12 protein-coding genes are annotated in these 14,240 nt (G+C 69.8%); all 12 read right to left on the reverse strand.

The genetic code is table 11. From position 1 onward, the window contains the following. Positions 1-25: 25 nt before the first annotated feature. The 12 genes from ABZX61_RS47510 to ABZX61_RS47565 all read right to left on the reverse strand — a co-directional run bounded on the left by ABZX61_RS47510 (position 26) and on the right by ABZX61_RS47565 (position 14,060). The gene (locus ABZX61_RS47510) at positions 26-778 is read right to left on the reverse strand and encodes a TIGR03936 family radical SAM-associated protein (RefSeq protein WP_350740726.1); all 753 of its coding nucleotides are present in this window, start codon (positions 776-778) and stop codon (positions 26-28) included. 153 nt (positions 779-931) lie between these two features. After that, positions 932-2,842 (reverse strand): TIGR03960 family B12-binding radical SAM protein, encoded by a 1,911-nt coding sequence (locus ABZX61_RS47515; protein ID WP_355205030.1) that lies wholly within the window; start codon positions 2,840-2,842, stop codon positions 932-934. A gap of 20 nt (positions 2,843-2,862) precedes the next feature. Then, positions 2,863-3,042 carry a hypothetical protein gene (locus tag ABZX61_RS47520; RefSeq protein WP_350740730.1) on the reverse strand — a complete coding sequence of 60 codons (180 nt, stop codon included), beginning with the start codon at positions 3,040-3,042 and terminating at the stop codon, positions 2,863-2,865. A gap of 4 nt (positions 3,043-3,046) precedes the next feature. Beyond that, positions 3,047-4,213 carry a rod shape-determining protein RodA gene (gene rodA / locus ABZX61_RS47525; RefSeq protein ID WP_350740732.1) on the reverse strand — a complete coding sequence of 389 codons (1,167 nt, stop codon included), beginning with the start codon at positions 4,211-4,213 and terminating at the stop codon, positions 3,047-3,049. A 547-nt stretch (positions 4,214-4,760) separates the two neighbouring features. Next, positions 4,761-6,806 (reverse strand): penicillin-binding protein 2, encoded by a 2,046-nt coding sequence (gene mrdA, locus ABZX61_RS47530; protein ID WP_355205032.1) that lies wholly within the window; start codon positions 6,804-6,806, stop codon positions 4,761-4,763. Beyond that, positions 6,803-7,267 carry a rod shape-determining protein MreD gene (mreD, locus tag ABZX61_RS47535; protein WP_355205035.1) on the reverse strand — a complete coding sequence of 155 codons (465 nt, stop codon included), beginning with the start codon at positions 7,265-7,267 and terminating at the stop codon, positions 6,803-6,805. Before mreD ends, mrdA begins: the two co-directional genes overlap by 4 nt. Before the next feature lie 805 nt (positions 7,268-8,072). After that, a complete protein-coding gene (mreC, locus tag ABZX61_RS47540) occupies positions 8,073-8,966 on the reverse strand; it encodes a rod shape-determining protein MreC (protein WP_350740738.1) in 894 nt (297 codons plus the stop codon). Then, the gene (locus ABZX61_RS47545; protein WP_185078196.1) at positions 8,966-9,997 is read right to left on the reverse strand and encodes a rod shape-determining protein; all 1,032 of its coding nucleotides are present in this window, start codon (positions 9,995-9,997) and stop codon (positions 8,966-8,968) included. Before ABZX61_RS47545 ends, mreC begins: the two co-directional genes overlap by 1 nt. A gap of 380 nt (positions 9,998-10,377) precedes the next feature. Beyond that, positions 10,378-10,788 (reverse strand): nucleoside-diphosphate kinase, encoded by a 411-nt coding sequence (ndk, locus tag ABZX61_RS47550; RefSeq protein WP_350740740.1) that lies wholly within the window; start codon positions 10,786-10,788, stop codon positions 10,378-10,380. Between the two features lie 153 nt (positions 10,789-10,941). Beyond that, positions 10,942-12,420 (reverse strand): hypothetical protein, encoded by a 1,479-nt coding sequence (locus ABZX61_RS47555; RefSeq protein ID WP_355205039.1) that lies wholly within the window; start codon positions 12,418-12,420, stop codon positions 10,942-10,944. Positions 12,421-12,429: 9 nt separating this feature from the next. Beyond that, the gene (locus ABZX61_RS47560; RefSeq protein ID WP_355205041.1) at positions 12,430-12,747 is read right to left on the reverse strand and encodes a DUF4233 domain-containing protein; all 318 of its coding nucleotides are present in this window, start codon (positions 12,745-12,747) and stop codon (positions 12,430-12,432) included. 20 nt (positions 12,748-12,767) lie between these two features. Next, positions 12,768-14,060 (reverse strand): folylpolyglutamate synthase/dihydrofolate synthase family protein, encoded by a 1,293-nt coding sequence (locus ABZX61_RS47565; protein WP_355205055.1) that lies wholly within the window; start codon positions 14,058-14,060, stop codon positions 12,768-12,770. Between the last annotated feature and the right edge of the window lie 180 nt (positions 14,061-14,240).

The following is a 14,240-nucleotide window of genomic DNA, read 5'->3' on the forward strand; positions in this document are numbered from 1 at the left end:
TGCCCCGCTCGCGCGGGACACCTCCTCAACCGGCGACGTGCTCACTCGCCGGTCCCGCCTCGCCGCCGCGCGTGGTGTCGCGGTCCAGGTCGAGCGGATCGGCAAGCGCACCAGTGCTGACGTCGAGCGGCCCCTGCGCCAGCCTGGTCACCTCGGGGGGAACCGGCGGCGCGAAGTCGGCCACAAGGCGCAGCCCTGTGAGCACATCGTCGGGTCGAACGGCAGGCGTCATGTGCCGAACAACCATGCGCAGTATGACACACGGCCCTCCGAGCACCTGAGCTGCAGTTCTGTCTGTTCCCTCGGACACCGTGAGCCCCAGGACGGCCTCCCGCGCGTCGAAGCGACGGGGGCCCTTCTTGGTGAGGCGTTCGACCTCCACAGCGCCTGCCGCGAGAAACTTCTCCGCCGCCACCTCGGCGAGCTCGCGATCGGCACCGGGCAGCCGCACCTCCCAGTCGGAGACCTCCAAGCGGTCAGCCAGCCCACCCGGGCCCGCTGTCACAACGTCGAGCACATCGAGCCCCGGCGGCAGCGACCCGTCCAGGTCCTGTCTCACCTGCTCGGGATCGCACGGCGTGGTGACACCGATCTCGAGATATTCGGCTTCGCTGGCGACGCCGGTCGGCGCCGCGCCCGCGTAGGAGATCTTCGGGTGGGGCGAGAAGCCTGCGCTGTAGGCCACCGGTATGCCGGCACGGCGAACCGCTCTCTCAACGGCCCGCGAAATGTCGCGGTGGCTGGTGAAGCGCAGGCGACCGCGCTTGGCGTAGCGCACGCGAAGGCGCTGCACCGTGGGCGCGGGCGGAGGCCCTTCGGGAACAGGTTTCAGAGCTTGTCGTCCTTCCCTTGTAAGAGTTCCTTCGTCTCAGGATAAGCCGCCCTGGCGTGTGTACGTGTACGCCGAGGCACCGGCTGCCCACTGAGCGCGCTAGACCACCGTAAGAGGAAGGAGTTTTCGCCCCGTGGGGCCGATCTGAATTTCCGTGCCCATCGTCGGGCAGACGCCGCAGTCGTAGCAAGGAGTCCAGCGGCAGTCTTCGACCTCGCCACCGGAGACGGCCTCCTGCCAGTCCTGCCAGAGCCACTCACGGTCGAGCCCGGCGTCGAGGTGGTCCCATGGCAGGACCTCGTTCTCCGCCCGCTCGCGCGTGGTGTACCAGTCGACGTCGACGCCCGCCTTCTCGGCGGCCGCCATCCAGCGCTCGTAGGAGAAGTGCTCGCTCCAGCCGTCGAACCTGCCGCCGTCCTGCCAGACGGCGCGGATCACGGCGCCGACCCTGCGGTCGCCGCGCGAGAGCAGGCCCTCCACGATCGAGGGCTTGCCGTCGTGGTAGCGGAAGCCGATGGCTCTGCCGTACTGCTTGTCGCCTCTGAGCGAGTCGCGCAGTTGCTTGAGCCGTCGGTCGACGGTCTCGTGGTCGGCCTGCGCGGCCCACTGGAACGGCGTGTGCGGCTTGGGCACGAAGCCGCCGATGGAGACCGTGCAGCGGATGTCGCGGCTGCCGGTCGCCTCGCGGCCCGCCTGGATGACCTTCTTGGCCAGGTCGGCGATGCCCAGCACGTCCTCGTCCTGCTCGGTGGGCAGGCCGCACATGAAGTAGAGCTTGACCTGCCGCCACCCCTGCGAATAGGCCGTGGTGACGGTGCGGATCAGGTCTTCCTCGGTGACCATCTTGTTGATCACCTTGCGCATGCGCTCGGAGCCGCCCTCCGGCGCGAACGTCAGGCCGGAACGCCTGCCGTTCCTGGAGAACTCGTTGGCCAGGTCGATGTTGAAGGCGTCGACCCTGGTGGACGGCAGCGAGAGCGAGGTGTTGGTGCCCTCGTAGCGGTCGGCCAGGCCCTTGGCGACATCACCGATCTCGGAGTGGTCGGCCGACGACAGCGACAGTAGACCGACCTCGTTGAAGCCGGACTCCTTGATGCCGTTTTCGACCATCGCCCCGATGGTGGTGATCGAGCGCTCCCGCACCGGGCGCGTGATCATGCCCGCCTGGCAGAACCTGCAGCCACGGGTGCAGCCGCGGAAGATCTCCACGCTGAACCGCTCGTGCACGGTCTCGGCCAGCGGGACCAGCGGCTTCTTCGGGTAGGGCCACTCGTCGAGGTCCATCACGGTGTGCTTGTGCACCCGCCACGGCACGTCGGCCCTGTTGGGGGCGACGCGCTTGATGCGACCGTCCGGGTGGTAGTCCACATCGTAAAATTTCGGGATATATACCCCGCCGGACTCGGCGAGCCGCATGAGCAGCTCGTCCCGCCCGCCGGGTCTGCCCTCGGCCTTCCACTCGCGGATGACCTCGGAGATGGCGATGGAGATCTGCTCTCCGTCGCCGAGCACGGCCGCGTCGAGGAAGTCGGCGATCGGCTCCGGGTTGAAGGCCGCGTGGCCGCCGGCGAGCACGATCGGGTCGTCCTCACCCCGGTCCACGGCCAGCAGCGGGATGCCCGCCAGATCGAGCGCGTTGAGCATGTTGGTGTAGCCCAGCTCGGTCGAGAAGGACACCCCGAGCACGTCGAAGGCGCGCACCGGCCGGTGCGCGTCGACGGTGAACTGCGGGACGCCCTCGGCCCGCATGAGCGCCTCGAGGTCCGGCCACACCGCGTAGGTGCGCTCGGCCAGCGTGGCGGGCAGCTCGTTGAGGATCTCGTAGAGGATCGCCACACCCTGGTTGGGCAGCCCGACCTCGTAGGCGTCCGGGTACATCAGCGCCCACCGCACGTCGGCGGAGTCCCAGTCCTTGACGGTCGAGTTGAGCTCACCCCCGACGTACTGGATGGGCTTCTGCACCTTGGGCAGTAGCGCTTCCAGGCGGGGGAACAGCGACTCGACAGACATACGGTCCAGGGTAGCGGCGCTCAGACGGTGGCAGGTCCAGGGATGTCGATGTCGTTGCCGATGAGCACCAGGAGGCGGTGCCCTTCGTAGCAGGTCAGCTCGACGGCGATCACGCCGCTCGCCAGATTGTGCACGCCGACGACGTGGTTCGCGGGCAGCAGAAAGCGCTCCTCGCACTCATCGCAATAGGCCAAGAACATGTCTCTAATTAAACGACTGTCTTCGCACCCTGATGGCTTGAAGAAGCCCAATCGCAATGAGATTCGCGAACGTGGCCGTACCGCCATACGACACGAACGGCAGCGGAAGCCCCGTGATCGGCATGATCCCGATCGTCATGCCCACATTGATGAACGTCTGGAACGCGAACCAGCACACGATCGTGCCCGCGACCAGCGTCCCGAACCTGTCGTCGCACTGCCTGGCGATCTTCAGCCCGCGCAGCAGCACCACCCCGAGCAGCAGCACCACCGTGACCGACCCGAGGAACCCGAACTCCTCCCCCGCCACCGTGAAGATGAAGTCGGTGTGCTGCTCGGGCACGAACCGCCCGGTCGTCTGCCCGCCCCCCAGCAGCCCCTTTCCCAGGAGCTGCCCGGAGCCGATCGCGATCATCGACTGCGTGCTGTTGTAGCCCACCCCGCGCGGATCGACGCTCGGATCGACGAACGCCGTAAACCGGGCCACCTGGTACGGCTCGAGCAGCTGGAAGTAGAACACCGAGAACACCCCGCCGGCCGCCACCAGCGTCAGCGCCGCGATCCACCGTTTGCGCACCCCCGCGATGATCAGCCCGGCGGCCGTGATCACCGCCAGCACCAGCGCCGTCCCGAGGTCCGGTTGGAGCATCACCAGCCCCATCGTGACCCCCGAGGCGAGGAGCGCCAGCCATATGTCCAGCGCGCGCGGCCGATCACTGCCTTCGGCCGGCTGCGCGAGCAGCATCGCGATGATCAGCAGCAGCCCGACCTTGGCGAACTCCGACGGCTGCACCGCGAACCCGCCACCGAGCAGGATCCACGAGTGCGACCCGTTGATCGTCGCACCCAGCGGCGTGATGACCAGCCCCAGCCCTATCAGCGACACCAGGAACACCAGCGGCGCGTATGCCCGCATCGCGCGATGGTCGACCGTCGCCACGATCGCGCACAGGATGATCCCGATCATCTCGTTGAAGACGTGCTTCTTGACCAGCCCCGTCGAGCCCGGGGCCCAGGTTCTGGTGGACGACCAGACGAGCAGCGTGCCGATCACGCACAGCCCGGCCACCGCGACCAGCATCAGGGCATCCAGCCTGCGCACCGTCGAGTTCTCACCGGCGACTCGGCGGAACAGCGACGGCCGCCGGACGGCCACCGTTCGATCGATCACCTCCGCACCTCCATCCCAGCGACCATCCACCCGACCACGCGGCCAGTCACCCACCCGACCACACAGCCGATCACCCACCCGGCCGCCCAGCCGACCACCCCTCCGACCACGCGGCCGACCACCCACCCGCCCGCACCGCGGATCAACCCTCCGGTCTCACGGCCGATCACCTGCCCGCCCGCACGCCGGATCACCCCACCGCCCTCACGACCGACCACCCACGCGTCCGCGCAGCCGATCACCCCTCCGGCCACGCGGCCGACCACCCACCGGCCCGCCGTCCCACCGCCCGGCCGCCGAACCCCACCCCGCCCACCGCCCACCACGGGCCAACCCCTGCGCGCGCCGCCCACCAACCGACCCCGACCCGCACCACCCGCGACGGGCCAGCCTCCACGGCGATCCCCCACCGCCAACCAACGCCTCCGGCCGCCACCCGCCACCGACGCCCACCGGCGATCCAGCCGAGCGGACACCGACCGGCTCCCACGACCACCGGCGGCACCGGCCACCCGACCGCCCGCACCCGGCTCCAGGCTCTGGGCGCTCATCCTCCGGCCACCGTTCCGTCGGGCGAGAAGCTGGGCAACCTCGTCGTGAGCTTCCCACCGGGCACGGCGGGAGGCCGCTTGATGCCGTAGATCCCTTCGTAGATCTCCCGCACGGCAGGCGCCGCCGTCTGCGCGCCCATGCCACCCTGCGAGACCATGACCACGACCACGTACTGCGGATTCTTCGTGGGCGCGAATGACGCGAACCACGAGGTGTCCTGCTTGCCCCAGACCTCCGCGGTGCCGGTCTTGCCGCCAATGCGCACCTTGTCCATCGGGAACCCGGCGAAGGCCCCCGCCGCGGTGCCGTCCGAGGGGACCTGGCTCAGCGCGTTCTTGATGTAGAGCCGTTCCTTCTCGCTGATCGGCAGCTTGCCCACGACCGGCACCGGGATGGTCCTGACGACCTTGCCGTCAGGCCGCACCTGCGCCCACCCGATGCGCGGGCTGCGCAGCTTCCCGTCGCTCACCAGTGCCATGTACGCCCGCGCGAGCTGCATCGGCGTCACCAGCACGTCGCCCTGGCCGATGGAGAAGTTGGCCGAGTCGCCCGGCCGCAGCAGGAACCCCTCGGTGCAGTTCTCCAGCGCGAGCCGTTTGAGGAAGTCGGCCCGCGCCCGGTCCTTGACCTCCGGGTATCCCTTGCGCGACCGCTCGCAGCTCACGGCGTTGATGCGGTTCCACAGGTCCTTCTTCCACGCCCGGTCGGGGATGCGCCCGGAGGACTCGCCCGGTAGGTCCACCCCGGTCGGCCTGCCGAACCCGAACGCCCTGGCCGTGTTGGCGAAGATCTCCTTGGTGGCCTTCTTCGGGTTGCGCCCGCCGTCCTTCAGGTACTGCTCATACGCGGCTTTGTAGAAGATCGTGTCGCACGACTTGACCAGCGCGGTGTGCAGGCTGAGCGAGCCGAGCGAAACGCCGCGGAAGTTGCTGAACGCCCGGTCGCCGACCATGTAGGAGCCGGGGCATTCGTACGTGCCGTTCAGCGGGTATCCGGACCGCAGCATCGCCGACACCGACGAGATCTTGAACGTCGAACCCGGCGCGAACTGGCCGTTGATCGCCCGGGACACGAGCGGCATGTCTGATTTATCCGACAGCAGCCACTGATATCCGCGCGTCGAGATCCCGCCCGCCCAGACCGCCGGGTCGTATCCGGGAGCGCTGGCCAGCGCCACCACCCGTCCCGTACGCGCGTCGAGCACCACCCCCGCGCCGCCGTCAGCCGCCGGCGCGGACTTCATCGCCTTCGCCAGCGCCTTCTCCACCACGGACTGCACCCGCGAGTCGATGCTGGTCACCAGGTGGTCGCCGGGAATCGGGGTGATCTGCTCCTCGACGCCGAGCGCCTTGCCCATCCTGTCGACCTGCACCCTGCGCAGCCCCGACTTGCCGCGCAGCGCCTCGTCGTAGACGTACTCGAGCCCGTCACGCCCCGCCAGGTCCACCCCGGAGAAGCTGGCCTTCAGCCCTTCGCGCTTCTCCAGCTCGGCCTCGGTGACCGGCTGCAGGTAGCCGAGCATCTGCGCCCCGTCGCGCCCGCCGGGGTACTGCCTGACGGAGTGGATCTCCGCCGTCACCCCGGGAAACTCCTCCTGCCGCTCGAGGATCTGCAGCGCCTCCCGAGTATCCACCTTCTCGTCGAGCGGAACCGGCTGGTACGGCGATCCCGTCCAGCAGGGCTTGCGGACTCCCGGCCCGCACGGCGTGATGCGCTGCTGCAGATCGGCGACCGGCCGGCCGAGCACCGCCGACAGCTTGCTCAGCACCTTGAGCCCGCCGTCCTTCATCCTGGTCAGCCTGGTCCGGTCCACGGACACGACCAACGCGGTCTTGTTGCGCACCAACGGCCGCCCGTGCGAGTCGAGGATCTGCCCCCGCACGGCGGGCACGATCACGGCCCGTGTCCTGGTCTCCGTCGCCCGCGTCACGAACTCGTTCCCGCGCACCACCTGCACCTGCCACAGGCGCACGGCCAGCACGACCAGCAACGTCACGACGAGCACCTGCACCAGCAGCAGCCTGGCCCGCATCCGCATCATGTCGAGAACCCCGCCTCCCTGCCCCGTGTGGTCAGCCAGATCACGATGGGGGACACGACCAGCGTGTAGACGATGGTGACGGGCACCTGCTCGGTCAGCGTGGAGATCGTCACCCGGGGATCGGCGATCAGCCCGCTCACGACCGCCGCCAGCAACGGCGCCAGCAGCACGCACAACACCACGGTGGTGACCGGCCCACCCGCGCCACGCCCGGCCACGTAACCGACGAGCGCCAGCACGAACGCGTACTGCCCCACGAGGTGCGCGGTCGGCGGCATGACATCGACGAGCAGCCCGGCGCTGAACCCGAGCACCGCCCCGGACGACGCGCCCCGCCCCAACGCCGCCCCGATCACGGCCAGCAGCACCAGATCGGGCGAGCCCCCGGCCGGCAGGGGAAATCGGTTGACCAACATGACCTGCGCCAGCAAGGCCAACAACACGGACAACCCGCCGATCACCGCGCCCCCTCCCGGGAATCCCTCACAATCCGCCCCGCCCCGCACGCCCGCCCCATGCCCGACCCGCCGGATGGAGCCCGGCCAGGTCGTTCGAGCCGTTCCAGCGAACCGAGCCACCAACGATCCGACCCACCCGCCACCGACGCCCACCGGCGATCCAGCCGAGCAGACACCGACACCCACCACCGATCCGCCCCGGCCACCACCGACGCCCACCGGCCACCGCCGGCCACTCGGACCCGCGCCGACGACCGGACCCGGGCCGGCGACCGGAGCCCACGCGAGCCCGACACCCAAGCCGACGACCTCACCGACTGCCACCCCGGAGCCGAGCTTCCGCGCGGCGCTCGCGGGCCGATCCACCCCGAAGGCCTCCGCACCGCCCGCGCCCAACCCTCGCCAGACGCCGCCACAAGCGCTCTCAGAGACGCGTAGCGCCGACCTCCGATGGAACGCTCCAGACGACCGCTGCCGCCCTGACACGCGCCCACACGCCCGCCAGCACCCCATCTCGCGTCTACGCTCCCGCCAGCACCGCGCCGCGCGCCTGCATGCCCATCAGCACGCCATGTCACGTCCGCACGCCCACCAGCACCCCACACGCCAAGACACCGGCCAGCACCGCACCGTGCGCCCAGATACGCCCCAACACCGCCGCACGCAGCCAGATAGGTGCCAGCATCGCCCCACGCGGTCAGATACGCGTCGGCAGCGCACCTCTCACCCAGACAGCCAGCGCTTCCGCGCGCACCCGGATCACCAAGCCCATTGATCGGCAGGCGCCGTGGAACCGCCCGCCGCCCGATCATCGCGATCCCTCCGTGGCAGGCAGCGCCTTGGCGGGCAGCACCGCGTCACGCGGATCCCGCTTCGGAGCCTCCACCACCACCCCGACCACGTCCAGCGAAGAAAGATCCGCGTACGGACGGGCGTACGCGATCCGGGTCAGCTCCCCCGGCGTCGACTCCACCCGCTCGATCACCCCGATAGGCACCCCCGGCACGTACGGGCTGCCGTTCTGCGAGCCGAAGCTGACGATCCGCGCGCCGCTGGTCAGCGGGGCCGTGGAGTCGAGGAGCCGGAACTGGACGAGCCGCCCGTTCTCCCCCACCCCGTGCACCACACCGATCTCCTTGCCCCCCTCCAGCCGCGCCCCGACGGCCGAGGCCGGGTCGCTGAGGAGCACCACCGTCGAGCTGTGCGGGGCCGCGTTGATCACGCGCCCGACCAGACCGTCGCCGCTCAGCACGGTCATCTCCGTACGGATGCCGTCACTCGTGCCGGCGTCGATCTGCACGGCGTCCTCGAAGCCCGGCAGCCCGCGCCGGGCGACCACGTTGGCCGGGACCACCTTGTATCCGCCCGACCCCGACAGGCCGAGCAACTGCTTGAGCTCCTTGGAGCGGGTCGCGTCGAGCTTGCTGGCGACCAGGCCGGCCCGGAGCTGGGCGTTCTCCGCTTTGAGCGCGTTGATGCGGTCCTGGGCGCCGGGCGCGTCCACAAGAGCGCGGACGAACCCGCTGACGGGGCGCACCAGCCCCCCGCCGAACTGTTCCGCTGTGCCGAACACATAAGCCGCCGCCGTTCGCAGCGGCCGCAGCGGCGAGCTGTTGCCAGTGCGATGGTCGACGGTCAGGATGATCAGGGCTGCCGTCAGCAGCCCGCCCAGGATCAGCCGCGCATGGCGAGAGTCTCTCATCAGTGCCGCGACTCCGGCACCAGGACCTGCTGGAGCGCCTCGAACTCCTCGGCGCACTTGCCGGAGCCGATGGCGACCGAGTCGAGGGCGTTTTCGACCAGGTGCACGGGCATGCCCGTCTCGGCCTTGACGCGCTCGTCCAGCCCCTTGAGCAGGGCGCCCCCGCCGGTGAGCGCGATGCCGCGGTCCATGATGTCGCCCGACAGCTCGGGCGGGCACTTGTCGAGCGTGGTCTTGACCGCGTCGACGATGGCGTTGACCGGCTCCTCGATGGCCTTCCTGACCTCTTCGCTCGACACGACGATGGTCTTGGGCAGCCCGCTGACCAGGTCGCGCCCGCGGATCTCCGCGTGCGACTCCTCGCCGGTCGGGCCGGCCGAGCCGATGGCGATCTTGATCTCCTCGGCGGTGCGCTCGCCGAGCATCAGCGAGTATTCCTTCTTGGCGAACGCGATCACCGCCTGGTCGAGCTCGTCGCCGCCGATCCTGATGGACTGGCTGGTGACCACGCCGCCCATCGAGATGATCGCCACCTCGGTGGTGCCCCCACCGATGTCGACCACCATGTTTCCGGTCGGCTCGTGCACCGGGAGCCCGGCCCCGATGGCGGCGGCCATGGGCTCCTCGACGATGTAGACCTTCCTGGCGCCTGCCTGGTACCCGGCTTCCTTCACCGCGCGCTGCTCCACGCTGGTGATGCCGCTCGGCACGGCGATGATGATGCGCGGCTTGGCGAGATGCCGACGTCGGTGCACCCTCTGGATGAAATATCGCAACATCCGCTCAGTCACATCGAAGTCGGCGATCACGCCGTCTTTGAGCGGGCGGACGGCGACGATGTTGCCAGGCGTACGACCGATCATCCGCTTGGCCTCGATGCCGACCGCCACGATCTTGCCCGTGGCGGTGTTGATCGCTACGACTGAGGGCTCGTTGAGCACGATGCCCCGGCCGCGCACGTAGACCAGCGTGTTGGCGGTGCCCAGGTCGACCGCCATGTCACGGCCGAGAAACGCGAGCTTGCTGCCCATGGGGAACGGAGCCCTCCGTAACGTCGTTCGCGAATGATTACGGATCGAATTCGAATCGTAACGTGACGTACCCACCGATGGGCGCAATGAGCCCTCGCGCCCCACAAAAATCTCCAGCCCCTACCTCAACCGCAATTTTGCCCGGATTGCACCACAACACCCAAAGGCTTGCTGGAACGATCCAAAACGCCCATCGGCTCGAGGCCTCACGTATCGACCCTGCCAACCGTACGCGGAAGCGCCGACAAAATCCCGCCCCCGCCACGCCCACGAATCGGCCCCGCACACCAAGACCTCGCCACCCTACGACAGGCGCCCGACAAAAACGCGCGCCCGCGCAGCGACATGCTGCGCGGGCGCGGATTGGCGAGGCGAATCGCCTAGAAACGGTCAGGGAAGAAGATCTTGATCTCCCTGGCGGCGGACTCGGGCGAGTCGGAGCCGTGGACGACGTTTTCGCCGATCTCGAGGGCGTGGTCGCCGCGGATCGTGCCGGGGGCCGACTTGACCGGGTCGGTGGCGCCGGCCAGCGCGCGGAACGCCTCGACGGCCCGCGGGCCCTCGAGGACCAGGGCGACGAGCGGCCCCGACGTGATGAACTCGACGAGCTCACCGAAGAACGGCCGCTCGGAGTGCTCGGCGTAGTGCGACTTGGCGGTGTCGGCGTCGAGGGTGCGCAGGTCCATCGCCACGACCTTGAGGCCCTTGCGCTCCACACGGGCGATCACGTCACCGATGAGGCCGCGCTTAACCCCGTCGGGCTTGATCAGGACAAGAGTGCGCTCGGACACTTGGAGTTCTCCTTCGAACAGAGTGAGGATCGCGATCACGGGCGCCCGGCCCGGCCGCGGGATGCTTCGCGGGGGACGGGCCCACGCGTCGCCGTGGCTTGGGCCTCAGCTTACCGTCCCGCGCCCCCACCCTCGTTTTCCTACCGAACGGCGTCATGGAGAGGTGGTGTCCTCGGGCGATTGGCCCTGCGGCGGCACGGCGGGCACCGAACCGGCAGATTCGTCCTCATCCTCCGCCTCCTCCGCAGGCGACGCGGACGCCGGCTCTTCGGGCCTGGCGGCACCCCGCCGGGCCATCACGGTGGAGAGCACGATGACCAGCACCACGAGGAAGCCGCCGATCAGGGCCCACGAGTGCAGCGCGCCGACGAAGCTGTCCACCAGCTCCTGGGCCGACGAAACCCCGTCCAGCATCGCCATCTGCACACCCGTACCGAGCAGGAACCCCGCCAGCACCCCCGCGACGCACAGCGAGAGCCCGAAGACGGCCGTCCCGACCCCCACCTCCTGCAGCGCCGACGTCAACGCCACCGCTGCCCCCACCGCGAGCAGCGTGAACGGCACGGCCAGCACCAACCCGTCGGCCGACGGCACGACGAGCCGCACCGAGGACAGCCCCACGACCATCGCGAGCAACCCGAAAGGCACCAGCCACCGCCCGGGGGCCGGCGCGAACCGCCGCACGGCCGCGGCAGCGCCGACGGCGAGCAGCCCGGCCACCGCGAACGGCACCCAGAGCCCCCGCAGCCCCGGCCCGCCGAGCCCGCCCATCTCCACCAGCGTGACCTGCGCCGCGCTGGGCAGCAGCACCACGCCGACCGCCACCATGGAGTACGCCAGCGTACGGCTCTCCGTAGCCCCTATCGTGGCCAGCCCCAGCAGCCCGGCCACGGCGACCACCGCCAGCACGATCACCGGCATGGCCCGCCACCCCTCGGTCGCGGTGCTGATCGCCACGACCGCGATGCCCGCCGCCGGCACGGCGGCCAGCAGCAGCCGGCTCCGCTCCCCGTCGTTGAGCATCGGCGTGGCCGGCCGCCCGAGCAGGATCCAGATGAGCAGGTACGCGCCCGCCAGGGCCAGCGCGATCCCCGTCAGCATCGGGTACGGCTGCAGCGTGACCTTCCAGCTGCTCGCCTTGTCGAGCGGCCACAGCGCCAGCGCCTCGGCCGCGAGCAGGCTCACGCTGAACACGCCCACCCACAGCGCCCGCAACACCAGCGCCCGGCCCCAGACGGCCGCCAGCGTGGCGGGCACGACCAGGCCCGCCCCGACGCCGCGCAGCACCCGCACGACTCCGGCGAGGAGCTCCGAGCCCGCGTACCCACCGGCGACGTCGGACAGGGCCACCAGGGCCAGCCCCAGCAGCACCACGTGAACCACCTGCACGCGCCGCAGCACCACCGCCGCCAGCGGTACGGTCAGCATCAGCGCGGGCAGGGCGAGCCCGTGCGTGCGCATCAGCCCGACCTGGTCGACGTCGCCGGGCAGCAGCTTGGCGACGACGGAGAGCGTATTGGGAACGGTGACGATCGCCAGCGGCAAGGCGGCAACGACAAGCAGCCCGAGCGTCACATCGAGCAGCCATGGGACCCTGGGCCCGGCCGACCGCTGAATCGGGGGGACGGTCATGCGCCGACTTTAGCGGGAAGTAGCGCCCTCAACACGCCGAGCGACGATAATCGCCGTGATCCACAGCGCCGCGAAGATCGCGCCGAGGAAGAACATCATCGGCACGAGGAAGCCCGTGCAGATCGCCAGCACCTGTACGAGGCTGCCGAGGATGTAGCCGAACGGCCGCTTGAGCAGGCCCGCGGCGACCACGCACAGCACCGCCAGCCCGATGCCGGCGGTCACCGCGAGCGCGGGCGCCACCCCGCCCACGGTGATCGCCACGGGCGTGATCAGCCCCGCCACGATGGCCTCCATGCCGAGCACGCTGGCGCCCAGCCTGCGCATACCTGGAGTCACCTGGAAATTCATCGTGAACCATCCGCCTTGAGCAGCTGCCGCGCGTCACCCGCCGTCACGACCGACCCGGTGATGAACACGCCCGTGCCGCTGAACTCGCCGTCGGCGTCGGCGACGCCGATAGCCTGGTCGATGGCGTCGTCGAGCCGCTCGACCACGTGTACGCGCTCCTCGCCGAACAGCGGCTCGGCCAGGGACGCCAGCTCCTCCGGCGACATGGACCTGGGCGAGGAGTTACGCGTGACGATGATCTCGTCGAGCATCGGTTCGAGCAGCTCGAGCAGCGCGTCGACGTCCTTGTCCCGCATGACCGCGAGGACCCCGACGACCTTGGCGAAGTCGAACGCCTCGTGCAGCCCCTCCAGGGTCGCCTGCATGCCACCCGGGTTGTGGGCCGCGTCGATCACGACCGTCGGCGTCCGCCGCACGACCTCCATCCGCCCCGGCGAGGCGGCCTGCGCGAACGCCTGCCGTACGAGATCGACGTCGAGCGGGTCGTCACCGCCGGTCAGCGCCTCGACGGCGGCCAGCGCGCAGACCGCGTTGCTCGCCTGGTGCGCGCCGTAGAGCGGCAGGTAGACCTCGTCGTAGACCCCCTTGAGGCCGCGCAGGGTGAGCAGCTGCCCGCCGATGGCCACCTCCCGGTTGAGCACGCCGAACTCGAGCCCCTCACGGGCCACGACCGCTCCGACCTCGGCGGCCCGCCGCATGAGCACCTCGGCCGCGGCCAGCTCCTGCTGGGCGAGCACGGTGGTCGAACTGGGCTTGATGATGCCCGCCTTCTCACCGGCGATGCTGGGGATGTCGGGACCCAGACGGTCAGTGTGATCGAGCGAGATGGGCGTGATCACGGACACGAGGCCATCGGCGACGTTCGTCGCGTCCCAGGACCCGCCCATGCCGGCCTCGATCACCGCGACGTCGACCGGGGTGTCGGCGAAGGCGGCGAAGGCCATGGCGGTCAGCAGCTCGAAGAACTGGATGCGCCGCCCCTGGGTGTCGGTCAGCTCGACATACGGGATGATCTCCTCGTAGACCTCCGCGAACCGCTCCTCGCTCAGCGGCTCTCCGTCCACCGTGATCCGCTCGCGCACCGACACCAGATGAGGGCTGGTGAACCGCCCCACTCTGAGATTGCGCTCCTTGAGCAGAGCCTCGGTGAGCCGGGCCGTGCTCGTCTTTCCGTTGGTGCCCGCGATGTGTATGACCGGGTACGCCCTCTGCGGCGAACCGAGCACATCAAGAAGGGCCGCGATCCTGTCGAGCGTCGGCTCGAAATCCCACTCGACGCCGCGCTCCATGATCGCGCGTTCTACCGCACGATAATCCACCCCTTAACCCTACTGACCGCCGGCAGCGGTCCCGACCGGGGGCCGTGACGGCACAAAAAAAAGGGGGTCCGACGCACAAGGCGTCGAACCCCCTCCAAAGATTGTCCGGCGGCGACCTACTCTCCCACACCCTCCCGAGTGCAGTACCAT

The organism is Nonomuraea sp. NPDC003709 (assembly GCF_040610775.1).
GTDB lineage: Bacteria > Actinomycetota > Actinomycetes > Streptosporangiales > Streptosporangiaceae > Nonomuraea > Nonomuraea angiospora_A.

What these genes read in the sequence shown, in the direction of transcription:
- ABZX61_RS47515 (WP_355205030.1), bottom strand. Translation starts at nt 2,842, where the DNA reads ATGTCTGTCGAGTCGCTGTTCCCCCGCCTGGAAGCGCTACTGCCCAAG.
- ABZX61_RS47520 (WP_350740730.1), bottom strand. Translation starts at nt 3,042, where the DNA reads ATGTTCTTGGCCTATTGCGATGAGTGCGAGGAGCGCTTTCTGCTGCCC.
- mrdA (WP_355205032.1), bottom strand. Translation starts at nt 6,806, where the DNA reads ATGATGCGGATGCGGGCCAGGCTGCTGCTGGTGCAGGTGCTCGTCGTG.
- mreC (WP_350740738.1), bottom strand. Translation starts at nt 8,966, where the DNA reads ATGAGAGACTCTCGCCATGCGCGGCTGATCCTGGGCGGGCTGCTGACG.
- ABZX61_RS47545 (WP_185078196.1), bottom strand. Translation starts at nt 9,997, where the DNA reads ATGGGCAGCAAGCTCGCGTTTCTCGGCCGTGACATGGCGGTCGACCTG.
- ABZX61_RS47555 (WP_355205039.1), bottom strand. Translation starts at nt 12,420, where the DNA reads ATGACCGTCCCCCCGATTCAGCGGTCGGCCGGGCCCAGGGTCCCATGG.
- ABZX61_RS47560 (WP_355205041.1), bottom strand. Translation starts at nt 12,747, where the DNA reads ATGCGCAGGCTGGGCGCCAGCGTGCTCGGCATGGAGGCCATCGTGGCG.
- ABZX61_RS47565 (WP_355205055.1), bottom strand. Translation starts at nt 14,060, where the DNA reads ATGGAGCGCGGCGTCGAGTGGGATTTCGAGCCGACGCTCGACAGGATC.